The organism is Nocardia sp. NPDC006044 (assembly GCF_042871115.1).
GTDB lineage: Bacteria > Actinomycetota > Actinomycetes > Mycobacteriales > Mycobacteriaceae > Nocardia.
Map to the genome: position 1 here is coordinate 30622 of NZ_JBIAID010000005.1, position 23184 is coordinate 53805.

Genomic DNA, 23184 nt, shown 5'->3' on the forward strand with positions numbered 1-23184 from the left:
TTGCGCGAAAGGCATTGCTAGTGAATAGCTTTGGATTCCAACTGCTCGGCCGCCTGCTGCCGAGCATCCTCGGGTACGCCCTGCTCGGCATGTGGGGCACCTGGTAGCCGGCACGTCCCCTTGGTTTCGATGTCACCCGTAGAGCCGACGCGGTCTGCATCCGGGTATCCTCACCGCGTTCGCGAGCGGCGTGAATGTGTTCGGTGAGAGAGGTTTTCAGGTGAAGTTTCCAGGAGCGAGGCTGCTGGCACGCGTGGTGCTTGCCCTCGTCGCGGTGGCGGCGGTAATCGTCACGCTGGTCGGTTGTTCGTCGGCCAAGGATGACAGCAAGTCCAGCGGGTCGGCCAAGGTCGGCGACTGCATCGTCAAGGGTGCCTCGGCCGACGCCAAGACCGAGACGGTCGACTGCTCGTCCGACAAGGCGGTCTACAAGATCGCGCAGAGCTCCGACAAGAAGGTCGACTGCGCCACGGACTACACCGCCTACCAGGCGAACCTCGCAGGCGGCACCGCGTTCCTGTGCCTGGCGCCCAACTTCAAGCAGGGCAGCTGCTACAACGAGAGCAGCGCCGCCGGTGTCAAGAACGTGGACTGTGGTTCCACCGAGGCCACCTTCAAGGTGGTCAAGCGGATCGACGGCGAGGCCGACGAGCTGCTGTGCGGGGCCGACGCGGACAGCTTCCGGCTGATCTCCGAGGCGCCGAAGACCACCTTCTGCCTGGCCAAGCCCAAGGCCTGATCATTCGAGCAGGGCGACCGACGCGATCCGGTGCAGCGTGAAGTGCCGGACCGCGCCGGTCACCGGGTCGAGCGCGTCCAGCTGTCCGTTGCCGACCTTGAGCGGTTCCACCACGCGCTGGGTCGCCACACCCGACGCGTCGACGTAGCCGATGTTCACCGAGCGCCGCACCCGCGCCGCCAGTTGCAGCAGGGCCAGGGTCGCGGCCGTGTTGGTGCGGGTGCCGTCCATCCGGACCGATTGCGCGGAGCGCGCACTGGTGGCGCGTTCGGCCGCACGGAGTTCGGTGACCAGCAGTTCCAGCTGTTCGGTGCTCGGCGGCATCGGCCGCCACGGTGGCCGGGCATTGGGCCGGGCCGAGATCCGCGCGCCGCGCTGCCGCAGATCCACGATGACGCCGGCCGAATCCTCGCCCGCCGGCGCGAAACCGGCCGCGCGCAGCTGTTCGAGCACCTCGCCGAGCGGCGCCTGGGCGATCGCCACGGTCGGCGCGATGGCCCGCAGCGCCAGCGTGCCCGCCACCGGTGCGGCGAGCACCTGGGCCAGCAGCGCCGGGTCGTCGCTGCGCAGGAACGACTGGGCCATGCCCGCCCGCAGCTGCCCGTGCCGCCGGGCGACGTCGTCGATCAGATAGGTCAGCGCCTGCGGGATCGGGGTGCGCGAGTGCTTCGTGAACAGCGCGTGCAGTTCGGCGGCGGTGAGCCCGGCGTCGAGCGCACGCCGCACGGACGTTTCGCTGATCCGGTAAACCGTTGCCGCACCGGCGGATTCGACGTCGGCGACCAGTTCGACCCGCTGCTGCAGGTCCGCGGTGAGCGGGCCGGGGGCGATCACCGTCAGGTCCGCCTGGACCAGCACGTGATCGACCGGCGCGGGCAGGGCCGACTCCATCGCCGCCTCGGCATCGGCCGCGCTGGTCGGCGAACCGTGCAGCAGCGCGCGCGCCGGGGAGCCGAGCGCGCCGCGGCCGACGAAGCCGAGCGCCGCCGCCTCGGCCAGCGTGTGTTCCACCGCCTCCAGCCGAAAGTGCCTGCGCCAGCGCGGTTGCCGCCAGGCGAGCACGCGGCCGAGGTCGGCCGGGGTGAGGGCGCTGCCGGACGGATATTCGGCCAGCAGGCCGAGGATCGCGTGCCGGTCGCGCGGCGCGTGCGGGGTGCGCAGCTCCAGCGAGAGCGCCGCGAGGGGTTTGTCGTTGGCGTCGCGGAGACCGATCATCCACGGCATCCGGTCCAGCTCGAGCCACGCGAGGGCGAGGACGGCCCAGCGCCGGGCGAGTGGCGCCTCCAGCCAGGCGTCGACCGCCGGGGTCGGCGCCCAGAAGTCGTCGGTCGAATCCACCTCCGGCGGAGGGTCCGGCAAACCCTTCTCGATCAGTCGCGCGGCGGCCAGCAGTTCGACCAGCAAACCCGCCCGTTGCTCGTCGATGCCTGCCTGCTTGGCGATCCGGCGCAGCTCGCGCACGCCGAGCCCGCCCGCGCGCAGGGCGGGGGCCGGGGCCTGCCCGAGGATGTCCAGGATGGCGGTGCAGTGCCGCAGCAGTTCGCCGACTTCGCCCGCGGCGACGGCGTTCACGTCGGCGGAGGTCTGTTTCTTCGGTTTCGGCGCGGGCGGGGTCAGCGCGTGGGGGTGCGTCACCGGCTCGTTGCGCAGCACCTGACCGACCGTGACGGGCAGTTCCACCGTCTCGTCGTCGATCCGGTTCAACAGCCTGCGGGCAAGTAGCTGTTGCACCGGACGGTCCGCCGGGGTGCCCGGCGCGGCGTCCCTGGTGCGCCCGCGCGGGCCGGTGGCGGCCAGCTTGTCCAGCAGCGCCCGGGCCGCCGAGCCCAGCTCGGGCAGCACCTCGCGGACCTCGGGCTCGGTGAGCGAGTCCGGGATCTCGGTGGTACTGCCGATCGGCCAGGGCAGTGCCTCGACCGCGGCGGTGATCAGATGCAGCCCATCGTCGCTGGTCCAGACCAGCGCGCGGGCGGTCAGCCGGTCGATGGCCGCATCGATCGCGGCGGCGCTCACCCGTTCGTTCAGCTGCACGTGCAACTCGGCGCGGGTCAGCGGGGCGCCGTTGCTCTCGGTGCGCGTCACCCCGTGCACCGCAAGGGTTTCCAGGATCGCGAAGTCGAGTGTGTCCAGGTCGTCGGTGGCGCGCAGCACCGAGGCACGCTGCTCGGCCCGCGCGGCCAGCACGGCCATCGACGAGGGCAGCGGCACAGCCAGATCCGGCCGGAGTTCGAGCAGCGTGACCAACTGGGCATCGCTACGTGCGCCGAGCCATCCGGCTAAGGAGGTCGCGGTCATCCGATCCAGCCTACGGTCTCGGATCGGGGTCCGCCGGTGCGGAGCTGACTGAGCGGCGGATACGCAGGTCACAACTGATTTCGTGAGCACCTCAATCCGATCCTTCAGCGTAATAGACGCTGTCCTGCTGCCGCTGTGCGGAGATAGGGCCGTCCACATGGCAGCGGCAAAGTTGCTCAGCGGGCGGCGCGTGCCAGAATGGGGGCGTGGTGAACAAATCGAAGAAACCGTATGTCGACAACGGCTGGCCCAAGGTCGCCGAAGGTGACCACGCGGTCACCGAACTCTCGTCGACCCGTTCCGGTGGGCTCTCCCCGTACGGTGAGGACACCGAGTTCCCGCTTCCGGCGGATCAGCTGCCTTACATGCACCCGAACACGGTCATCAACCGCTGATCTTCCGGACGGGAAAGTCCGAAGATACGAATAAGCCCGCATCCGAAAGGATGCGGGCTTATTCGTTGTTGATCGAAGGGCAGCCGATCAGGAAGGCAGCAGGCTCTTGTTCGCCTCGTAGAAGTTCACGATGGCGGGATCGAGCTTGGCGTTGCTCGCCTTGGCGGCGTTGAAGAAGTCGAAGGCTTCCTTGGGCACCTGGACGCCCTGGCCCTGAACGACCTCGAGTGCGCGGTCGACGGCCGAGAAGATCTGCTGAGTGCTGTCCGGCGCGGCCTGAGCGGCCTGCGGCGCGGGCTCGGGGTTCCAGCGCGGGGACTCGCTGGTGGTGGGGGCGGAGCGCGGGGTGGGCGCGCTGCTCAGACCCAGTTTGGAGGAGCAGCTCGGCCAGGCGCCCCAGCCTTGGGAGGCGAGGACCTTCTCGGCCACGGCGATCTGCTGCTCGCGGGTGGCCTGGTTGGCGCTGGCCGCATACTCGCCGCCGCCGTGGGCCTTCCAGGTGCTCGGGGAGAACTGCAGTCCACCTTGGAAACTGTTGCCGGTATCGATGCCCCAGTTACCGCCGGCCTCACACTGTGCGAGGCGATCCCAGTCGGAGTCGGGTGCCGCGCTGGCGTTGCCAGCGAGGGCCACACCCGCGGTGCCGATGATCGCACCGGTGACAGCAACCTTGGCTACCGTGCGTCCGGTGGAGCTTGGCTTGCGATGGCGTCCACTCATATCGGGTTCGTCTTCCTCTCGACGCACCTGCGAGGTCATCGGTCGGGCTGGACTGAGAGGTCGTCATGCCCGCCCTCGCCCCTACGTTTCCGTCGGGTTTCCGGTGTCCCGCGGGGCGAGGTTCGGTGCGGCGGGCCGGTGTGTGCCGGTTGTCCCGGCTCGCTAAGAACGGTACGACGATCGGCGGGAAAAATCACCATTTGGTAACCGGCGTGTACGAGCGGGTCTCGGCCCGGTCTCGGCGCGGACGTAACCCCTTCTTTGCAGCTAGACGCGGTGCGCTCAGACGAGTGCCGGGCCGTCACCGGTCCGTGACCTCTCCGTTATGTGACGAGGATCACAACTGGGATTTGGTAACGACAGACCCGGGTAACCCGTTCGCAGCGCACCGGTGACCTTCAGTCCAGATCGATCCGAACGCGGGTTCGAATATCGCCCAAGGGCGGAGCGATCAGCGCGAGCGCCGCCCCGAGCGCAGGGCGAAGACGATCGCGACCAGGAATCCCAACGGCGCGAGCAGCGCGGCAAAATAGAGCCACAGTCCCGGCGATCCGTCCGACAGCACCGGGATCAGGAAGATGGCGACGATCGCCAGCAATCCCAGCGCGAACAGGCCGAGCGCGAGCCGCAGCAACCAGTCACCCGGCCTGCGCTGCCCGTCCCCGGTCGACGCGGGATCGGGGTCGTGCGGCTGTGGTGAAGCGGAAGGGTTCGTCACCGGACGACCGTAAAACTGATGTGCTTGCGTTATAGGCACCGGGGTAGACTCGTTGGCAAGCGCGTCCTGCATCACTGCTGGGCGCGTTCTTTTCGCAAACAGAAGAGAACCTGTCGCCGGTGTTGTGCCGCAGCGGGTTCCGTGGACAGATGTGCTCGGGCCGGTGGGGTTCGAGTTTTTCGATGATGAACGGGTGAGCGCAGTGCCGACCGGCAGGGTGAAGTGGTACGACGTCGAAAAGGGCTTCGGCTTCCTTTCCCAGGACGAGGGTGAGGACGTCTATGTCCGTTCGTCCGCGTTGCCCGATGGCGTCGAGGGACTCAAGCCGGGGCAGCGCGTCGAATTCGGCATGGCCGCGGGCCGCCGTGGTCCGCAGGCGCTGAGCCTGAAGCTGCTCGAGGCCCCGCCGTCGGTGCGCCAGGGTCAGGAGCGTCAGGAGCGCGAGCGCGTCCGCAAGGAGCCGGTCGCCCGCAAGCACACGCCGGACGAACTGCACGGGATGGTCGAGGACATGATCACCCTGCTCGAGGCGACGGTGCAGCCGGATCTGCGCAAGGGTCGTTACCCGGATCGCAAGACCGCGCAACGCATTTCAGAGGTCGTCCGCGCCGTCGCGCGCGAACTCGACCACTGAATTCTCGGCCGCGCGGGCGCGGCGTGTTCGCGGCCCCTGGGTGTCTCGCGTCCGAGATGTCGAGACTCGCGCCTGCGGCGCATGCGCTTCGACAGCTCGGACGCGAGACGGGCCGCGAACGGCGCTCGCAGAACTCGCGCTGTGGTGGCCCGGTTATCGAGTGACGTGGCCAGTCGGTTGGATGTCCTATGCGGCGGTGCTGATCGACCATGCGGCGTGCGGCAGGTAGAACTCCTTGCCCGTGTCCTTGTCCCTGGCCAGGATCGGCAGCTGCAACTCGACCCCGACCAGTCGCAGATCCGGTTCCGGATGCGAGTCGATGGTGACGGCCAGCGCGCCGGCGTCGAAGTTGGCGTGGCTGATCACCCGGTCGACGCGGTCACCGTTGGGCAGCGCGTACACCAGCTGGGCCAGCCACGGCGCGTCCGCGATCTGCTTCGGCAGCGACAGCTGCAACGGGTAGTCCTGGGGCACCTTCAGTTCGATGGTCTGCCCGTAACGACAGTCCTCCATCTTCACCGTGCAGTACACGTACGGGGTGACGTCCACCGTCTTACCGTGGGCGTAGGCGGTGATCACCGGATCGTGCTCGTCCGCGTTGCGCACCAGCACCACCAGGACGCCGACGAAGGCGACGGTGAACACGAGTAGTGCGGCAACGACGAGGGCGCCGATCGCGCGCGGGCTGAGCTTCTCGCTCACTGGCTCGGGTCTCCTATTCCTGGTTGGATACGGCTGGTCTCGCCGCCGCTCGTCCCTGGTCGACGGTATGCGTTCGAAGTCTGTGGCATCGGCCGGGTCGCGGGAACCTCCTGCTCCGCGTGTTGCGGACGATTTCCGCCGAGGCCGGGCAGCAGCGAGTGACCGCGGTAGCTGACGAAGGTCTGTACCAGGCCGATCACCAGGATCGCGGTGACCACCGCGAAGCCCTTCCAGTAGTCGGTCGGCAGCAGCACACCCGCCGCCCCGCCGACCACCCAGCTCAGTTGCAGCACGGTCTCCGACCGGCCGAAACCGGACGCGATCGATTCGGGCGGCAGATCGTCCTGGATCGAGGCATCCAGGGACACCTTCGCCAGCGCGCTGGTGCACGAGGCGATCAAGGCCGCGAGCGCCGCGCCGAGCAGGTTGTTGGCGAACGTGGCGAACAGCGCGACCAGCGTGCAGGCCGCGGTGCAGCCGAGCACGATCAGCGTCGGCTTGCCGAGCTTGAGCCGGGCGCCGGTGGCGTTGCCGGCGAAGTTGCCCAGCGCGGCCATGGCGCCGACCACGCCGAGCATCGCGGCCTGCTGGGCCGGGCGATGTTCGGTGGCCTTGGCGACGAAGGCGACATAGAAGGTGAGGAACCCGGTCAGCACCCGGATGGCGCTGTTGCCCCACAGCGAGGTCACCACCGAGCGGCCGAGCGGCTGCCTGCGTTTGCGCGGCGGCGTCGCGGATTCCTTGTCCGGCGTCAGCACCTCGGTGGGGGCGTGATAGCTCAGCGTCGCCGGCACCTCGCCCTCGGTGACCTCCACCCAGGACGGGATGCGCAGGCTGAGATAGGTTCCGGCACAGGCGATCACCGCCGCGAAGATCAGCGCGCCGCTGGAGCCCGCGATCGCGGCGGCCAGCGCGGCGATCGCCCCGGCGCCCATGGTGCCGCCGACCAAACCGAACACGGTGAGCCGAGAGTTGGTGCGCACCAGGTCGATATCGGGTGGCAGCACGCGCGGTGTCACCGCGCTCTTCAGCACCGAGAACGATTTACTGCCGATCAGCATGCACAACGCCAGCGGATACAGTGCCCAGCTGTCGAATTCGAGGATCAGCACCACCGCGACCACCGCGCGCAACGCGAACGAGGTGGCCAGCGCCACCCGGCGTCCGTGCTGCAACCGGTCCAGCATCGGGCCGATCAGCGGTGCGATCACCGCGAACGGGGCGATCGTGATCAGCAGGTACAGCGCGACTTTCGTCTTGCTCTCGGCGGTGGCGCTGGCGAAGAACAGGGTATTGGCCAGCGAGACGGCGACCGCGGCGTCCAAGGCGAAGTTCGCCATCGTCGCGTAGGTCAGCGCGGTGAGCCCGGATTTGTCGGCGCCGTCCGCCTTGGCCGCGCGCTGGAAGGTGGCGATGCCCTTCTCGGTCAGCTGGCGGCCGCGCATGGCGGCGACCCGGGTGACCGTGAGTTTGCGCGGGACGCGTTGCGTGCCGGGTGGAACCGGCGGGTCGTCGGCGGCCTCGGGCGACTGCTCGGGCAGCGGAGCGGTGGGCGGCGGGATCGCGGCCTTCGGCTCCGGGCGCGGGGGTTCCGGATGGTGCGGCGGTTCGGGGCGATGCGGGAAGACGCGGCGCGGGGTGGTGTGCCTGCGGGTCTCGGCCTCGGCGGGGTCGGAGCTCCGGGCTAGCCGGTCGGGGTCGAGCGGCGGCAGCGGCCTGCGGCCGGACGGTGTGTTCGGCGGCGGGTACCGGTCGAAACCGGGGTGCCGTTCGATCGGCGGATACTCCTCGCCGTCCCACCGATCACGGTCGGGACCGGAAGGTTCGCGGGGAGTAGTCACATCCCCAATTCTGTCGTACTTCGGTGCTGGGCGTTCACTCGCTGTCGAAGGTGTCGGCGGAAGGTGACGTTCGTCGCGTCGTTGACGGCGGTGCATCTCCCTTGACTTCCCCGCACCGCGAATCACATGCGAATCGGTGTGCGGTAACTCACCGCGATCAGGCCGGCACGAAGCGGACCTCGAAGGTGGTCGGCCAGTTCTTACCCGCCAGCAGGAACCGGTCGGTGCCGGGAATCTGGGCGATCCCGTTGAGCGTGTCCTCACCGTTCGGGATGATCGGCCGCGGCAGCAGGCCGGCCGCGTCGATCTGCGCGAGCACCCGGCCGCTGTCCGGGTCGATGCGCAGAATGTGGTCGCTGGGCCAGTCGTTGGCGTAGACCGAACCGTCCTCGGCGCAGTCGAGTTCGTTCAGCCGCGCGTTCTGGTGGCTGGTCAGCCGGATCGTGCCGGTCGGCGCGAAGGTGACCGGGTCGCGGAAGGTGAGCGTGTCGGTGCCGTTGCTCATCACCAGTTGCCCGGCGCGGGTGCACAGACCCCAGCCCTCGCCCTCGTAGGACGCGCGGCCGATCTCGGCCAGGGTGTTCGGGTCCCTGGCGAAGGCCGTGTGGTCCTGCCATGTCAGTTGCCACAGCTTGTCCCCGGCGAGGGTGAGTCCCTCGCCGAAGTACGGCGCGGGCAGATCGACCCGGGCCAGCTGTTCGCCGGTGAAGCGGTTCGTCGCCCGCACGCTCGACGCGCCCGACAGTCCGGTCCCTTCGTAGAGGATGTCCCCATCGATTTCCAGCCCCTGGGTGAACGCGCGCGGATCGTGCGACCGGGTCGCCACGACCTCGACATTCATCGCGGGCGACGCATCATCGGCCGCCGCGCACCCGCCCCATATGACCAGACCGACCAGCACACCGATGGCCAACGTCTGCCGATTGCGTTTCATACGGCAAAATGTAGGCCGTGAGCGCAGTTTCTGTTTCTGAGTCCGGTGTCAGGCCGATTCTGGCCGATGCCGTCGATCTGGCCCGCCGTGCGCTCCTGGAGTTGGAACCAGCCGGTGTCGGGGCGCATCTCGGCGTGGCTGCCGAGGACGACAGCGCGGCAACCCATCACTTCGAGGCCACCCTGCCCGGCTATCGCGGCTGGCAGTGGGCGGTCGTCGTGGCGGCCCCACCGGAGGCCGACTACGCGACGGTGAGCGAATCGGCGCTGCTGCCCGGGCCGGACGCCCTGGTCGCGCCCGACTTCGTGCCCTGGGATCAGCGCATCAGGCCCGGTGACCTGGCCCCCGGCGACCTGCTGGCGCCACCCCCCAACGATCCGCGCCTGGTGCCCGGCTATGTCGCCAACGGCGACCCGGCCGTCGACGAGGTCGCCCTGGAGATCGGCCTCGGCCGCACCCAGGTGCTCAGCCTCGAAGGTCGCGAAGAAGCCGCCGAACGCTGGCACGCCGAATTCGGCCCGGACACGGACATGGCCAAGGCGGCCCCGTCCACCTGCGGCCTGTGCGGCTTCTACCTCCCGCTGGCCGGCTCGATGCGCGCCGCCTTCGGCGTCTGCGGCAACGCGATGGGCGCCGACGGACACGTCGTGCACGTCGCCTACGGCTGCGGAGCCCACTCCGACACGGTCGCCCCCACCGGCGGCGGCTCACCGCTGTACGAGGCATACGACGACGCGGCCGTCGACCTGATCCCGGCCGCGGAACTGCACGCGCCCGCCGCGGCAGCCCCCGCCGCCGCAGGCGAATCAGCTGACGCGGCAGCCGCGCCGGCCGAGGAAGCTCCATCGGCTGACACCGAATCCGCCAAGGCAACGGAAGCATCTGTCGCCGAGGTCGAATCGGTAGCAACGGATGCCGACGCGGCACCGGCCGAGGTCACGCCCGGCGCCGAGACCGTCACCGAGTCTGCCGATGCGGCAGCGGTGCCGGTCGAGGACGCTCAGTCCGCCGAGCCCGAATCCACTGACGAGGCGGACGCATCGCTCGCGACGGGTGCGGTCCCACCGGTCGTCGACCCGGCAGAGACCGAGTCAACCCAGCATCGCGAGGTCGAATCTGCCGACGCGACAGCAGCGACCCAGGCCGAACGCGCATCGAATGTGGTGACTCCCGTTGCTGACCCAGGATCGGCTGCTGCGGCGATTTCCGCGGCTGCCGAAACCTCGTCGGCCGAGGTCGAATCGGTTGTGGCGGATGCCGAAACCGCTCCGGCTTTTGAGATCGGATCGGCCTATGCGTCGGGCGCGTCGGCGGCGGCCGAATCGGCTGCGCCGGTAGCCGATACGGCGACGGCCGATGCAGCGCCGGGCGTCGAGGCGGAATCGACTGATACGGCGGCGGTTGAGACTGCACCTGCGTCGAATGTGGTGACTCCCGTTGCTGACCCAGGATCGGCTGATGCGGCAGTTGCCTCGGCTGTCGAAACCCCGTCGACCGAGGTCGAATCGGGTGTGGCGGATGACGCGGCGGCAACGACTGTGGTTGCGTCCAGCGCGGAGACAGTCGCTGAGCGGGGCGACGTTGCGGCTGCAACTGTCGAGAAAACGACCGCGACCGAATCCGCCGATCAGCCAGGCGTGGCCGAATCGGCTGCGCCGGTTGCCGATACGGCAACGGCTGAGGGCGCGGATGTTGCGGCTGCGCCGGTCGAGGCGACTCCAGTCGGCGAGGCCGAACCCCGGATTGAGGCGGGCACGCCGGTCGTCGCTGAATCGGCTGCGCCGGTTGCTGATACGGCCTCCGGTGAGGTTGCGTCCAGCGCAGAGGCAGTCGCAGCTCCGGTTGTCGAGACCGGATCTGCTGGTGAGTCAGGCGTGGCCGAATCGGCTGCCGGTGCGGCGGGTGCTGAGGGCACGGTGGGTGCGGATGTGCGGGGCGGCGAAAGTGGTTCTGCGGCAGACGATGTGGCAGAGGTGACGCCCAGTTTCGAGGTGGTGGTGGAGCCGAGTGGTTCGGTTACCGTTGTTGCCGAGGACGGGGCCGATGCGCAGGGACCGTCCGGTGACGAGCGGGTGGTCGACGGCGGGGCCGACTCATCGCCGCAGAGCTGACCGAGACGGCCGATCCGTTCGGCACCTCGGCGTTGCGGGCGGGCGTGCTTGCCGCCTGGCGCGATTCGCCGACCCGGCTGCGCGAAGACGCGGCGACCGAGGCGGATCTGGTGCGCGCCGGTTACCGCGACCGGCTGCTGACCGAGCTTGCCCAGAACGCGGCGGACGCGGCCGCCAAGGCCGGCGTCGCGGGCCGGTTGGCGGTCCGGCTCGACGGTGCGCATCTGCATATCGCCAATACCGGTGCGCCGCTGGATCTCTCCGGCGTGCACGCGCTCACCGCGCTGCGCGCGTCGGGGAAGTCCGATGTGACAGCCGTCGGCCGGTTCGGCGTCGGCTTCACCGCCGTGCTGTCGGTCAGCGATGAGATCGAACTGCGCTCGACCACCGGCTCGCTCCGTTTCTCCCGCGATCTGACCTGGGACGCGCTGCGGCGCAACGACATCCGGATACCCGACCAACCCGTCAAGGACCAGGCGGGCGAGTTCGCGCCGCCGGTGCTGCGGATGGCCTGGCCGATCGAGGCCGCGCCGATGGCCGGCTTCGACACCGAAGTCGTGCTGCGCCTGCGCCCGGAGATCGATGCTGCGGCGCTGCTCGGCGGCATGCACGACGAAGCGATCGACCTGCTGCTGGAACTGCCCGCCCTGCAACACATCACGATCGAAGCGGCGGAATTCACCAGCACCACCACCGATCTCGGCAACGCCCTGCAGGCGATCCGCGTCGACGGCCCCGGCGACACGCACCGGACCTGGTGGCAGTACCGGGCGCCACACGCCCGCTGGCTCCTCCCGCTGCGCAACGGCAGCCCGATCGCCGCCACCCCGGACGTACTGCGCGCCCCGACCCGCTCCGACGAGGAACTCTCCCTCCCGGCCCTGCTGATCGCCGACATCGCCATGCAGCCGGACCGCCGCCGCCTCCTGCCCGGCGCCCGGCTCGCCGAACTCGCCACCGGCTACGCGGATTTCGCCCGCGCCCTCCCGCCCCGCGACCGGCTCGTCCTCGTCCCCACGCCCGGCTTCGCGCGTAGCGAGGTCGACAGCCTGCTCCGCGAAGCGCTGATCCGCGAACTCCAGACCAAGCCGTGGCTCCCGGTCGTCGTCGCCCCCGGTGCGGGCGGCAAGGCAGCTGAGGACGCCGCAGCGACCCTGTTCGCCCCTGTGTCACAACCAGGCTCATCCACTGCGCTCAGCACCGCAGAAACGCCGCTGTCGGCCGCACCGTACGAGGATTCGCCCGCAGGCGCCGAGACTTCGCCCCGCGAGCCCTCTCCGTCGGTAGCCGCAAACCCCGGCAGCGCCCCGCCGCGGTCGGACGCGGTGGCCACCCGTGCGGGTGCCGAACCGTTGGACGACTCAGGCATATTCGAGACAGCCGGCGACCCTTCTTCGTCGGTAGCCGCGGACACCGGCACCGCACCGGTATGGCCGGACTCGGTGTCCACCGGCGCGGGCGCCGAACTGTTGGACGATTCAGGCTTATTCGAGACAGCCGGCGACCCATCGTCGCCGATAGACGGGGACACCGGCACCGCACCGGTATGGCCGGATTCGGTGTCCACCGGCGCGGGTGCCGAACTGTTGGACGACTCGGCCCTATTCGACGCGACCGTGACCGATTCCATCGACGTGGCGGTCCCGACGCGGGCGAGTGTGTTCACCGGTCTGACGGATGACTTGGCGGGCTTGCTCGATGATGTGGTCGGGCCGTTGGTGATTCCGGAGTTGTCCAAGCCCGGACATGCCGAAGCCCTCGGCGTGCTGGACGTGCACCGGCTCGGCTTGGCGCGACTGGCCGAGCTGTCCAGCGGTCTGGAACGCCCACCGCACTGGTGGTATTCGCTGTACGCGGCGCTGGAGTTGTTCGTGGGGGACCCGCTGGCCGCCGAAGAACTTGGCGCACTGGCGGTTCCGCTCGCCGACGGACGATTGGTCACCGGCCCGCGCACGACGGTGCTCGACGACCAGCTCGAGGTCGCGATTCCGGTGCATTGGGCCCGGCTGGTTCATCCCGAGGCGGCGCATCCGCTGCTGGCCCGGTTGGGCGCGCGTTCGGCCACCGCCGAAGACCTGTTGAGCGAACCCGATTTACGAGCCGAACTGGAGGATCACCCGGACGACGCGGACACCATCGACGCGGTCCTGCGCTTGGCCGTGCTCGCCGATCCGACCGCCCTCCCGGCGTGGCTCAGCCTGATCGAATTGCCCGACGTCGACGGCGAATTGCGCCCGGCCGACGAATTGCTGCTGCCCGACGCCCCGCTGCGCGAGCTGCTGGTCGAGGATTCGCCGTTCACCGCGATCGATCCGGCCGTGGTGGAAGGCTATGGCGCGCAAGCGCTGCGAGCCATCGGCGTCGGCTGGGACTTCACCGTGGTGACCGAGTCCGATCCCACCGGCCCGGATCACGATCTGGACGACGAGGACCGCTGGTGGTCGACGCTGGCCGACGATCCGCCGGAGTTCGCCGCGATCCGCGATCTCGATCTGGTGGACGACGCCGCCTGGCCGGAGGCGTTGTGGCAGTTGGCTTCCGCGCCGCGCACCCGCCGCCTGCTCACCGATCGCGACGGTTATACCGCGTGGTGGTTGCGCACCAACGCGCGCATCGACGGCACCCCGCTGGGCCTGATGCGGCACCCCTCGGACACCGAATTCGCCGGGCTGCTGCCGACATTCGCGGTTCCCGGTCTGGCCGACGACGCCACCGCGATGCGCGCGATCCTGGCCGACTCGTCCGTGATCACCCCCGAATTGGCGACCGCCCTGCTCAACGCCCTCGCCGATCCATCGAAAACCCCTACCCCCGAGGTGGTTTCGCGCACGCACGCGACATTGGCCGCCGCCGTGGCCGAGGAACGTCTGGATCTCACCGACCTCGCGCTGCCCGACCGGGTGCGCGCGCTGTCCGGCGACGTCATCGATCCGGCCCAGGCCCTCGTCCTCGATCAGCCCTGGTTCGGCCTGGCCGTGCCCCCGAATCGCTTGGTAGCCGGTGACATAGCCACTGCGGCCACCTTGGCGACGCTGCTCGACCTGCCCCTGGTCTCCGAGTCGGTCACCGCCGAAATCCGGTCCACGGGCCACCGCACCACGTGGTCGGACGAGCCGCTGGGAGTCGTACTGCGGCAACTCTATTCGCTGCCCCGACAGGCGGGCGATCTGGTACTGCACGATGACCTGCAAGTCCGTCTGCACGGTGCGATCGAGACCACCGCCTCGGTTCCGTGGTGGCGCGACGGCGACACCGTGCACGTCCGGAGCCCGCACTAGCCGGCGAATCCGCCTGTCCCGCAGCGGCAATCGCTAAGCGGCGTACTCCGCGATCATCTGGCTGAGCAGATCCAGCTGCGATCGCACGCTCTCACTGTCGTTGTCCACCAGCCACCGCAGCACGACTCCGTCGATCACATTCAAGGTGAACCGGCTCAACGATTTCAGCGGAACCGACCACTGGTTCCCGGTCGCGTCGCGCGCGTGTTCCAGGATGTCGGCGACGGTGGAGTCGTTGAAGTTGTACTGTTCCCTGGCGATTGCGAGTTTTGCTGGAGTTTGCTCACCTTCGCGCAGTGCGTAAGTGGTGGTTTCGTAAGTGAGCAGTTGGCGTTCCGGAGTGGCTTCTATGTTGAGCCACATCAGTTCCAGTCCCGCGCGGATCAATTTTTGAAGCGCTTCTTTTCCACTTCCGACGTCTTGCCATACCGTTTCATTGGCGTCGACAGAATCGCGTAATTCCATCGACAACGCCTTGACCAGCTCGGTCATCAGCGCGTCCTTGTTTTCGAAACAGTAATGCACCACTCCAAGCGAGACTCCTGCCGCTTGGGCGACATCGCGGGTGGTCACGCCCGCCACGCCCTTTTTTTCGGCAAGACCGATAGCGGCCTCGATAAGGTGGGCCCGTCTTTCTTCGACGCTCAATCGGGAGGACACCCAAGGGAGTTAAGCGCTCGGGGAGCGTGCAGTCAATTCGCCGGTGGAAAAATCTCGACTGGACGAGTGACCAGTTGTGTGGTTCGCTGCCATCAGATCGAAGGAGACGCGTATGCCGCTGTCGCGCAGAACCGTTCTTGCCCGAACCGTTGCCGGTTCGGCGACGCTCGCTGCCGCCGCGGCAGTCCCCGCCATGTCCGGCGCGCTCGGTGCCGAGGCGGCAGCCGCGCCGGGTTCCGGTGGCTACGAGCTCGGTGTCGGTATTTCCGACATCACCGGACCTGCCGCGGAATGCGGAATGATGGGATATTCCCAGCTCGAACAGCAGACGGCGGGTATCCACCTGCGGCCGCGGGCACGCGCGTTCATCATCGGCAGCGGCGGGCGGCGCATCGTTTTCGTGGTCGCGGAGAACGGGATGATCTTCCAGTCCGTGCACCGCGGCGTGCTCGCGGAGCTGGGGCGCCGGTTCGGCGACCGGTACACCGAGCAGAACGTGGTGCTCACCTCGACGCACTCGCACGCGACCTGTGGCGGCTCGAGTAACGATTACGCATACAACCTGTCCATCTTGGGATTTCAGCAGCAGGTGTACGACGCGGAGGTCAACGGCATCGTCGAGGCCATCGCCGCCGCGGACGCCGATCTCGGCCCCGGCTCGCTCGCGCTGGGGCGCGGCGAACTGCACGACGCGAGCGTCAACCGGTCGCGGGTGGCCTGGGAACTCAATCCCGTTGCCGACAAACAACACTTCCCCGCGGCGATCGACCCGGCTGTGACCGCCCTGTCCCTGGTCAAGGGTGGCCGGCAGATCGGCGCCATCACCTGGTTCTCCACCCACTGCACCTCGATGACCAACGAGAACCGGTTGATCAGCTCGGACAACAAGGGTTACGCGGCGTTCGCCTTCGAGCATGTCGAACACGGCGTGCGCTACCTCGACGGCACACCGGATTTCGTCGCCGCGTTCGCCCAGACCAACGCGGGCGACATGTCCCCGAACCTGAATCTGCGCCCGGGCTCCGGCCCCACCGAGAACGAGTTCGACAACACCCGCATCATCGGCGAGCGCCAGTATCAGGCGGCGAAAGACGCACTCGCCCAGGCGCGGTCGATGAGCGGACCGGTCGACTCGATGCTCTGTTACATCGATCTGGCCGACATCGCCGTCGACGGCCGGTTCACCCCGGACGGGCAGCCGCGGCACACCGCGACCGCGGCGGCCGGTGTCTCGCTCATCGCCGGCAGCATCGAGGACGGCCCCGGCTTCCCCGGCGCGCCCATCCCGGAGGGCGTGCGCAATCCCTTCCTGGCTGCCCTCGGCGGCGCCGACACCCCCGCCCCGGCCTGGCTCGCGGACGCGCAGGCGCCCAAGGCGATTGCCGCGCCGCTGGGACTGATGCCGCCGGTGGCCTGGGTGCCGAATGTGCTGCCGCTGCAAATCGTTCGGCTCGGCGAGCTCTACTTGGCCGCCGCCGGTGGGGAATTCACCATTACCGCGGGCCTGCGCGTGCGCCGCGCGGTGGCGGACGCGCTCGGCGTGCCGCTGGAGCAGGTGCTCATGCAGGGCTACGCGAACGCCTACCACGAATACGTCACCACCCCTGAGGAATACGACTCGCAGCAGTACGAGGGCGCCTCGACCCTGTTCGGCCGCTACACCCTCTGCGCCTATCAGCAGGAATTCACCCGGCTGGCAACAGCATTCGCGGCTCGCCAGGTCGTCCCGCGCGGCCCCGCCCCGCGCGACGTGTCCAACTTGCAACCGAACTTCCAGCCCGGCGCGGGCCCGGATACCACCCCGCCGGGCCGCAACTTCGGTGACGTGCTGACCCAGCCCGCCCCGTCCTACGCCCCGGGCGCCCAGGCGGTCGCCGAATTCGTCTCTGCCCACCCGAAACACAACACCCGCCGCAACAGCACGTTCCTGGAGGTGCAGCGGCAGAACGCGGCGGGGGAGTGGACGCGGGTGGCCAACGAGGGCGAGTGGGCGGTGAAATACTTCTGGAGCAAACGCGGTGCGGCCGAATCCGTGGCGCGTTTCACCTGGGACATCCCGGCCGACGCGACGCCGGGCCGCTACCGGTTCCAGCACTACGCCGACAGCCTGGGCCCCGACGGCGCACTGCGCCCGTTCACCGGTACCACCAACGACTTCGAGGTCGGCTGACCTTCGTGCTCGCGCTACAGACCGGTCTGCGCGCCCTTGTCACCGCGGCGCGCCGCGCGCCGCTGAATCAGGAAAATCCCGAGCGCGAGCACGCCGACCACCAGCCCCATCAGGCAGACCGGCAACACCGACGCCCACCGGTCACCACTGGCCCACACCACCACGGTGGCCACCAACCAGAGCGCGCTGCCGACCGCGAGCACCGGGCGCGGATCGGTCAGCCGGGGCGGGATCTGCGGCACATTCTCGGTCACGGCACCAGCGTAGCTGCGAGAACGCGCGTCCGACGCGCACCCGTCCCGTATCGTTCAGCTCTGTGACAACGCCATCCGATGTTCGAGCCCTCGCCGGTGAACTCTCACTGGCAGTGGTTCGACTGACGCGTCATCTGCGCGGCCGCCGCGCCGACTCCCAGATTTCGCTGACCCAGCTCTCCGCCCTCGCGACCCTGGCCCGCGACGGCGCGATGACACCGGGGGCGCTGGCCGCCCGCGAGCGCGTGCAGCCGCCGTCGATGACCCGCGTGATCGCCTCGCTCACCGACCTGGGCATGGTCGAGCGCAAGCCGCACCCCACCGACGGCCGCCAGATCATCGTGTCGCTGTCCGAGGCGGGCACCGCGCTCATCGCCGACGAGACGCACGCCCGCGAGGCCTGGATGACCGAACAGCTCTCCGGCCTCACCGACAATCAGATCGACGTGCTCACCCAGGCCGTCGGCATCATGAAGCAAATAGTCGCCGAATCCGAATGAGCGGGGCGCGACCTAGCGCGCCCCGAACGGCTGGTCGCTGTCCACGATGTCGCGCCCGAGCGGGAACAGCGACAGCGGGATGAGCTTCAAATTGGCCCAGCCGAACGGGATTCCGATGATCGAGATGAACAGCGGGATGCTGGTCAGCAGGTGGCCGAGGGCGAGCCACCAGCCCGCGACGATCACCCAGATGATGTTGCCGATCAGCGATCCCGCGCCCGCGCCCGGCCGCTCCACCGTGGTCCGGCCGAACGGCCACAGCGCGTAGGCCGCGATCCGGAACGACGCGATGCCCCACGGGATGGTGATGATCAGGATGCAGCAGATGATCCCGGCCAGGATGTAGCCCAGCGCCATCCACACCCCGACGAACACCAGCCACAGGACGTTGAGGATCAAACGAATCGGCGCCATGTGAACAGGATGCCAGCCGGACCGGGGCACCGGCATCAGGGTTTCCCCCGAGCCGGTGCGACATGAACCACAGCCGCGATACTTTCGGCCCGAACTAGAAGAACCAGCCCAGCACCGCGTCGCGTTCGGCGGCGAACGCGTCGCCGAACGCGCGCACCGTCGCGGAGTCCTTGGCCTGCAAACGGTTTGCCTCCGCGAAGACCCGTGCCGGGTAGGCCCCGAGGTACATACTGGCGAGCACGTCGATGCCGAGCTCGAGATCGGCCGGGCGATCGGTCGGCGCGCACTCGGCGACGCCGTCGCGCACGGTGAGGGCGAAGCTGCCGCCCGCGTCGCGGAACGGATCGGTCACCGCGAGCACGACTTCCAGGTCGCGCTGATACGCGCGGGCGGTCAGCGCGGCCGGAATGTCCATGAGCCGCAACCACAGTGCGTCGTAGCGCGCGGTGGTCTCGACCAGCCGGATGTCGGTGAGCAGGTAGGGCAGCGGGTCGTTGTCGCTGAGCGCCGCGTCGATGTGCGTCACCAGCTCCAGCCCCGTCAGCACCCGCCAGAGCGCGGCATGCGCGTCGGCGGTGACCGAGCGCATGTCGACCACCTCGGCGACCTTGACGTCCTTGGTGTAGTTGTAGCGGTAGAGCGCGTAGCCGTCCGGGTGCAGCAGCGCGAACAGATCGGTGCCGCCGCCGCGGTACTCGGCCGGGTCGGCGAACAGCATCCGCCAGCTGGTCTCCGGACGGGCCTGTGCGCCGGGGACGAGCCTGCGCCAGCGGTCGTAGACGGCCCGCACCTGGTCGGTCACCTCGGCGAGCGTGGCGACCTCCACGCCACCCGGATCCGGCGCCGTCGGCCGGAACTCGGCGAATCGGCGGTCGATGCGGACCGAGCTCTCCCGGATCGTCGGCCCATAGCCGAAGCGCCCGTAGATGGTTCCCTGGCTGGCGGTGAAGATGGTCAGCGGCACGCCCGCCGCCTCGGTCCGCCGGTGCTGCTCGGTGTACATCGCCCGGAGGATCCCGCGCCGCCGATGGGTCGGCGCGACCACCACACCCGCGATCCCGCACGCCTCGACCGTCCGTTCGCCGGGCACCGTCAGCGTCATCCCGGCCGCCTTGGTCGCCCCGACGATCCGCTCGCCGTCGAGCGCCACGATGGCGTCCTCGACGGCGAAGACCCTGCTCGCCGGGTTCCGGAACGCCTCGGGCAGCCGCATGCCGAAGGCGGTGTCGGCGACCAGCGTGATCGCGGCGTCGTCGGCGGCGGTGGCCGATCGAATGGTGATTCCGTTTGGCAGCGTCATGGCACGACACTCCCACGCGGCGTGCGACGCCGCATTCGAATTAGCGCCGGGCGACTCGGCTGCACCGGAGGCGGCGGCGCGCGCCTGGCCCAGGCAGGATGTATCCGTGGCCGAAGTGATCGATATCGTCGACCCCGCCGATCCGCGGGTCGATGACTTCCGCGACCTCAAGTCCGCCGATCGCCGGCCCGACCTGCCGGGCCGCAAGGGCCTGGTGATCGCCGAGGGCGTGGTGGTCGTGCAGCGGATGCTGGATTCCCGCTTCGCGCCGACCGCGTTGCTCGGGGTGGACAAGCGGCGCGCAGAGCTGGCCGCCGACCTGGTCGACATCGATGTGCCCTACTACCGCGCCTCCGCCGAGGTGATGGCGGAGGTAGTCGGCTTCCACCTCAACCGCGGGGTGCTCGCGGTCGCGCGGCGGCCCGCGCCGCTCACCCTGGACGAGGTCCTGGACTCGGCGCGCACGGTGGCCGTGCTGGAGGGCGTCAACGATCACGAGAATCTCGGCTCGATGTTCCGCAACGCGGCCGGGCTCGGCGCGGAGGCCATCCTGTTCGGCGATCGCTGCGCCGACCCGCTCTACCGGCGCGCGGTGCGGGTGTCCATGGGTCACGTGCTGCGCGTGCCCTTCGCTTCCGTCCCCGATTGGCCGCAGGGTCTGGATATACTGCGGCGCAAAGGGTTCCAGATCATCGCGTTAACTCCGAACCCGGCCGCGGTGACGCTGGCCGCGGCAATGACCGGAGACCGGGTGGCCTTGCTGCTCGGCGCCGAAGGTCCAGGGTTGAGCGAGGACGCGATGCGAGCCACCGATGTGCGGGCGCGAATTCCGATGTCACCGGGCACCGATTCGCTCAACGTGGCCACCGCGGCCGCGATGGCCTTCTACGAGCGGGTCCGGACGTGAGTTACCCGCCGCATCATGGCCCGACGCCCTGGGGCGCCGGGATCACCGTCTCGATCATGGTCGGGTTGCTCGCCGCGGTGGCGGTGTACTCCTTCGGCCGCGCGCTCGCCGAGGTGCATCCGCTGCTCGCGGTCGCGGTGAACCTGGTCGCGGCCGGCGGGGCCGCGCCGACCGCCTGGCGCTGGCGGTGGACGCCGGTGACCAGGTGGGTGGTCGGCGGCGCGGTGGTGGGTGTGCTGCTCGGCTGGGTGGCGTTGCTGATCAGCGGGATCGCGGGCTAGGAGACCCGATCGTGGCCGCGCAGCCAGCCGAACAGGCCGCGCTTGGGGCGCGCGCCGAGGTCCGGCTCGTGCTGCGGCGGGACGAGCGTGGCCGGGTCGGGCGCTTGGCCTTTCGGATACAGCGTGAAACCGCACACCGCCACATCACCGGGGACCAGCGCGCCCTCGGCGGCGGGGGAGCGGTAGTGGAAGCCGAGCCACTCGTTGTTGGCGGCGTCGGCGAAATCGGGCGGGTCGAACGGCAGGGTCTGCGGGTCCGGCAGTTCGCCGGCCTGCCAGCGCACCGGATGCTCGCCGGCCCAGTACGGCCGCTCCCACACCAGCGGCAGGCCCTCGTCCTCCAGGATGTTCACCCGGCTGGAACTGAACGCCCGGCGGAATTCGCCGCGCTCCCAATGCGCGAACGCGCCCCAGCCGTGCGCGGCGTCGAACGACACCAGGAAGGTGTGCTCGGAGGCCAGCGGCCGGACCAGCAACTCGGGGATCTCGGTCGGGTGCACCCGCGCGGCCTGCGCCGAACACACCACGGTCACGCCCGGGTAGCAACCGATGTAGACCTCGTCGAGGTCGGGGCCGGCACAGCCGGCCAGGGTGCCGACCATGATCGGGAGCACGTCCCGGTCACTGTGCAACTGTTTCGCCAGCGCCAGTGCGGCATCCGGATCCGGATCATGGTTGGCGCGCAGGACCGTCAACGGGTCGGGTGCGTCGACGTACCAGAGCGTCGAAGCTTTCGATAGCATTTCCGGCACCTCCCGATGGTTGCACGAATCAGCTCCGCGAACTTCGAGCAACGCACTGGGGTGTCGGACAATTCATCGTTCTCGTGAATGCCCGAACCGTCGCGCGCAGTCGACCACACACCGAAAAATCTACCCGCCCGGGACCCCGCTGGGCGGCCCTTCGGCCCCTGAACACGCCAATGCGTACCAGAAAATCAGTCGGCGAATTCGATGCCCGCACCGCTGCGATACCGCTGGCTAACTCCCCGGGCGGAGTGTTCGGGTGCTCCGGACCGGCTGGAGCGGCAGCACCTCAATGTGGCCGGGCGGTCGAAATGTGGGTGGCGCCAAGCACACTCAGTGCCCGGAGCTGCGCACCCCGAGCAGCACATCCTCCCAGGACGGCATGGGCGCCTTGCCGCGCTTGGTGCGCGCGGACTTAGCGGGCGCTTTGCCGTTGGCGGCGGGCTTGGCCGGTTCCTCGGCGGCGGGCTTGGCCGATGCGGCGGGCGCGGCCGGGGCGGTGGGCTCCGCCGGTGCGCTCGGAGTCGCCGGCGCGGGCGCGCTCGGTGCGGGGGCCGGGTTGGCCGCGGCGGGCGTCGAGGTCGTCGCGGCAGCAGGGGTCGCGCTCGCACCGGCGGTGATAGCGGGCGTGTTCGAGCCACCGGCGGCGACGGCCCGCTGCTCGTAGTACTCGTCCAAGGTGGGCTGGCTCTGCTGACGGGCCGCGGGGCGGGCGGGCGGCGCGGCGGGCGTCGGGCGCGGTTCGACCGCGGGCTCGGGCTGCGGCGCGGGTGCGGCGGCCTCGGGCTCGGCGGGCAGGATCGTCGCGAGACCGCGTAGCGCGCGGCCGAAGTCGGGATCGATCAGGTCGGAGGCGGGATCGTCGAGCGGGGAGACCGAGCCGCCGTGCGCGTCCGGCTGGTAACGCCAGTGCGCGGCGATCTCCGAACGCCCGTTCTGCCACTGCAATTGGGCGACCCAGAAGCCCTTCTCGTCCTTCCAGGCGTCCCATTCGGCGCCCTCGATGTTGTGGCCACGCTCGGTGAAGGCGGCGGTGACGACATCGATGAGGGTTTCTACGGCGGGACCGTCAGGGCGGACGGGGTGCGCCTTCTGCGCCAGTTCGGCCGCGCGGGCTCGTTCCAGCAGCACCGGATAGGCGAACCGCTCGACGCGGCTGGCCGGCATGCCGGATTCTTCGGTGACCTGGTCGACGGAGGCGCCGGCACGGATACGAGCCTGGATATCGCGAGGACGCATAGTTGCTTCCATTTCGATCTCGATCTGGCCGAATCGGGCAAGGTCTCCGCGCGCTGCGGCTCGTAGCTTGTCGTCGGCGGGAAGCCGGTACTTCGCGCCGGACTCGGTGTCGATACACACGATGTGCGTGGAGTCGGGCGTCACCCCGATCACTCGAAGTTCACGCACCGTTACCTCCTTACCGCGTCGACCCGCGACACCGCCACCTTTCCGAAACAGTAGTGCACTTCTGGGATCCGTGGGGCGAGACACGCGGGGCGGAAATCTCCAAAAACACTCTCACACCCCGCTAATCTGCTCTGCTGTGTTTTTTGCCGCGTGGCCGCGGCGTGTTCGTGGCCCCCGG

General features: G+C 69.3%; 20 protein-coding genes and 1 pseudogene. 9 read left to right on the plus strand and 12 right to left on the minus strand.

Annotated features, from left to right (window positions below):
- Positions 1-220 precede the first annotated feature (220 nt).
- Entirely contained in the window at positions 221-739 is a 519-nt protein-coding gene (locus tag ACFYO1_RS36560; RefSeq protein ID WP_387241811.1) for a hypothetical protein, read from the plus strand.
- On the opposite strand, the gene ACFYO1_RS36565 is transcribed toward ACFYO1_RS36560, so the two are convergent.
- On the minus strand, positions 740-3034 hold the full coding sequence (locus ACFYO1_RS36565; protein ID WP_387241813.1) for a helicase-associated domain-containing protein: 2295 nt from the start codon (positions 3032-3034) through the stop codon (positions 740-742).
- Positions 3035-3240: 206 nt separating this feature from the next.
- Here ACFYO1_RS36565 and ACFYO1_RS36570 point away from each other — a divergent pair, with 206 nt between their 5' ends.
- Positions 3241-3429, plus strand: a complete 189-nt coding sequence (locus tag ACFYO1_RS36570; protein WP_150403929.1) for a hypothetical protein — start codon at positions 3241-3243, stop codon at positions 3427-3429.
- 87 nt (positions 3430-3516) lie between these two features.
- On the opposite strand, the gene ACFYO1_RS36575 is transcribed toward ACFYO1_RS36570, so the two are convergent.
- Both ACFYO1_RS36575 and ACFYO1_RS36580 read right to left on the minus strand, forming a co-directional pair.
- Entirely contained in the window at positions 3517-4149 is a 633-nt protein-coding gene (locus ACFYO1_RS36575) for a resuscitation-promoting factor Rpf1 domain-containing protein (RefSeq protein WP_387241816.1), read from the minus strand.
- A 451-nt stretch (positions 4150-4600) separates the two neighbouring features.
- A complete protein-coding gene (locus tag ACFYO1_RS36580; RefSeq protein ID WP_387241819.1) occupies positions 4601-4867 on the minus strand; it encodes a hypothetical protein in 267 nt (88 codons plus the stop codon).
- A 202-nt stretch (positions 4868-5069) separates the two neighbouring features.
- Between ACFYO1_RS36580 and ACFYO1_RS36585 the strand changes: the two genes are divergently transcribed.
- Complete coding sequence (locus ACFYO1_RS36585; protein WP_191094095.1) at positions 5070-5501, plus strand: cold-shock protein; 432 nt, start codon at positions 5070-5072, stop codon at positions 5499-5501.
- 186 nt (positions 5502-5687) lie between these two features.
- On the opposite strand, the gene ACFYO1_RS36590 is transcribed toward ACFYO1_RS36585, so the two are convergent.
- The 3 genes from ACFYO1_RS36590 to ACFYO1_RS36600 all read right to left on the minus strand — a co-directional run bounded on the left by ACFYO1_RS36590 (position 5688) and on the right by ACFYO1_RS36600 (position 8978).
- Entirely contained in the window at positions 5688-6203 is a 516-nt protein-coding gene (locus tag ACFYO1_RS36590) for a DUF2771 domain-containing protein (RefSeq protein ID WP_387241822.1), read from the minus strand.
- Positions 6200-8044, minus strand: coding sequence for an MFS transporter (locus tag ACFYO1_RS36595; protein ID WP_387241825.1), 1845 nt, complete (start codon positions 8042-8044; stop codon positions 6200-6202). The genes ACFYO1_RS36590 and ACFYO1_RS36595 overlap by 4 nt, the downstream gene beginning before the upstream one ends.
- A gap of 157 nt (positions 8045-8201) precedes the next feature.
- On the minus strand, positions 8202-8978 hold the full coding sequence (locus ACFYO1_RS36600; protein WP_387241829.1) for a glutaminyl-peptide cyclotransferase: 777 nt from the start codon (positions 8976-8978) through the stop codon (positions 8202-8204).
- A 17-nt stretch (positions 8979-8995) separates the two neighbouring features.
- Between ACFYO1_RS36600 and ACFYO1_RS36605 the strand changes: the two are divergent.
- Together ACFYO1_RS36605 and ACFYO1_RS36610 are read left to right on the plus strand one after the other, a co-directional pair.
- Positions 8996-9722, plus strand: a pseudogene (locus tag ACFYO1_RS36605) (DUF3027 domain-containing protein); the annotation flags it as partial.
- 1411 nt (positions 9723-11133) lie between these two features.
- Positions 11134-14367, plus strand: a complete 3234-nt coding sequence (locus ACFYO1_RS36610; RefSeq protein ID WP_387241832.1) for a sacsin N-terminal ATP-binding-like domain-containing protein — start codon at positions 11134-11136, stop codon at positions 14365-14367.
- 33 nt (positions 14368-14400) lie between these two features.
- Here ACFYO1_RS36610 and ACFYO1_RS36615 read toward each other — a convergent pair whose 3' ends face one another.
- Positions 14401-15015, minus strand: coding sequence for a TetR/AcrR family transcriptional regulator (locus ACFYO1_RS36615; RefSeq protein ID WP_387241835.1), 615 nt, complete (start codon positions 15013-15015; stop codon positions 14401-14403).
- 124 nt (positions 15016-15139) lie between these two features.
- Between ACFYO1_RS36615 and ACFYO1_RS36620 the strand changes: the two genes are divergently transcribed.
- Positions 15140-17197 carry a neutral/alkaline ceramidase gene (locus ACFYO1_RS36620; protein WP_387241838.1) on the plus strand — a complete coding sequence of 686 codons (2058 nt, stop codon included), beginning with the start codon at positions 15140-15142 and terminating at the stop codon, positions 17195-17197.
- Positions 17198-17211: 14 nt separating this feature from the next.
- Here the strand turns inward: ACFYO1_RS36620 and ACFYO1_RS36625 are convergent, their stop codons facing one another.
- Positions 17212-17451 carry a DUF2530 domain-containing protein gene (locus ACFYO1_RS36625; RefSeq protein WP_387241840.1) on the minus strand — a complete coding sequence of 80 codons (240 nt, stop codon included), beginning with the start codon at positions 17449-17451 and terminating at the stop codon, positions 17212-17214.
- A gap of 62 nt (positions 17452-17513) precedes the next feature.
- On the opposite strand from ACFYO1_RS36625, the gene ACFYO1_RS36630 reads away from it, so the two are divergent.
- Positions 17514-17951: a MarR family winged helix-turn-helix transcriptional regulator gene (locus ACFYO1_RS36630; protein ID WP_387241843.1), complete on the plus strand. Its 438-nt coding sequence runs from the start codon at positions 17514-17516 to the stop codon at positions 17949-17951.
- Positions 17952-17963: 12 nt separating this feature from the next.
- On the opposite strand, the gene ACFYO1_RS36635 is transcribed toward ACFYO1_RS36630, so the two are convergent.
- Both ACFYO1_RS36635 and ACFYO1_RS36640 read right to left on the minus strand, forming a co-directional pair.
- Positions 17964-18365 carry a YccF domain-containing protein gene (locus tag ACFYO1_RS36635; protein ID WP_387241846.1) on the minus strand — a complete coding sequence of 134 codons (402 nt, stop codon included), beginning with the start codon at positions 18363-18365 and terminating at the stop codon, positions 17964-17966.
- Positions 18366-18459: 94 nt separating this feature from the next.
- Positions 18460-19665, minus strand: a complete 1206-nt coding sequence (locus ACFYO1_RS36640; RefSeq protein WP_387241849.1) for a GNAT family N-acetyltransferase — start codon at positions 19663-19665, stop codon at positions 18460-18462.
- 106 nt (positions 19666-19771) lie between these two features.
- On the opposite strand from ACFYO1_RS36640, the gene ACFYO1_RS36645 reads away from it, so the two are divergent.
- Both ACFYO1_RS36645 and ACFYO1_RS36650 read left to right on the plus strand, forming a co-directional pair.
- Positions 19772-20572 (plus strand): TrmH family RNA methyltransferase, encoded by an 801-nt coding sequence (locus tag ACFYO1_RS36645; RefSeq protein ID WP_387241852.1) that lies wholly within the window; start codon positions 19772-19774, stop codon positions 20570-20572.
- Complete coding sequence (locus ACFYO1_RS36650; protein WP_387241855.1) at positions 20569-20853, plus strand: DUF2537 domain-containing protein; 285 nt, start codon at positions 20569-20571, stop codon at positions 20851-20853. The genes ACFYO1_RS36645 and ACFYO1_RS36650 overlap by 4 nt, the downstream gene beginning before the upstream one ends.
- Here the strand turns inward: ACFYO1_RS36650 and ACFYO1_RS36655 are convergent.
- Both ACFYO1_RS36655 and sepH read right to left on the minus strand, forming a co-directional pair.
- Entirely contained in the window at positions 20850-21596 is a 747-nt protein-coding gene (locus tag ACFYO1_RS36655; RefSeq protein WP_387241858.1) for a DUF6928 family protein, read from the minus strand. The two genes, ACFYO1_RS36650 and ACFYO1_RS36655, sit on opposite strands and share 4 nt — an antisense overlap.
- 336 nt (positions 21597-21932) lie before the next feature.
- Positions 21933-23006, minus strand: a complete 1074-nt coding sequence (sepH, locus tag ACFYO1_RS36660) for a septation protein SepH (protein ID WP_387241861.1) — start codon at positions 23004-23006, stop codon at positions 21933-21935.
- Positions 23007-23184: the final 178 nt, after the last annotated feature.

Excerpts from the sequence above, each read along its gene's own strand:
- ACFYO1_RS36640 (WP_387241849.1), bottom strand. The coding sequence starts at position 19,665 with ATGACGCTGCCAAACGGAATCACCATTCGATCGGCCACCGCCGCCGAC.
- ACFYO1_RS36635 (WP_387241846.1), bottom strand. The coding sequence starts at position 18,365 with ATGGCGCCGATTCGTTTGATCCTCAACGTCCTGTGGCTGGTGTTCGTC.
- ACFYO1_RS36565 (WP_387241813.1), bottom strand. The coding sequence starts at position 3,034 with ATGACCGCGACCTCCTTAGCCGGATGGCTCGGCGCACGTAGCGATGCC.
- ACFYO1_RS36655 (WP_387241858.1), bottom strand. The coding sequence starts at position 21,596 with ATGCTATCGAAAGCTTCGACGCTCTGGTACGTCGACGCACCCGACCCG.
- ACFYO1_RS36620 (WP_387241838.1), top strand. The coding sequence starts at position 15,140 with ATGCCGCTGTCGCGCAGAACCGTTCTTGCCCGAACCGTTGCCGGTTCG.
- ACFYO1_RS36575 (WP_387241816.1), bottom strand. The coding sequence starts at position 4,149 with ATGAGTGGACGCCATCGCAAGCCAAGCTCCACCGGACGCACGGTAGCC.
- ACFYO1_RS36600 (WP_387241829.1), bottom strand. The coding sequence starts at position 8,978 with ATGAAACGCAATCGGCAGACGTTGGCCATCGGTGTGCTGGTCGGTCTG.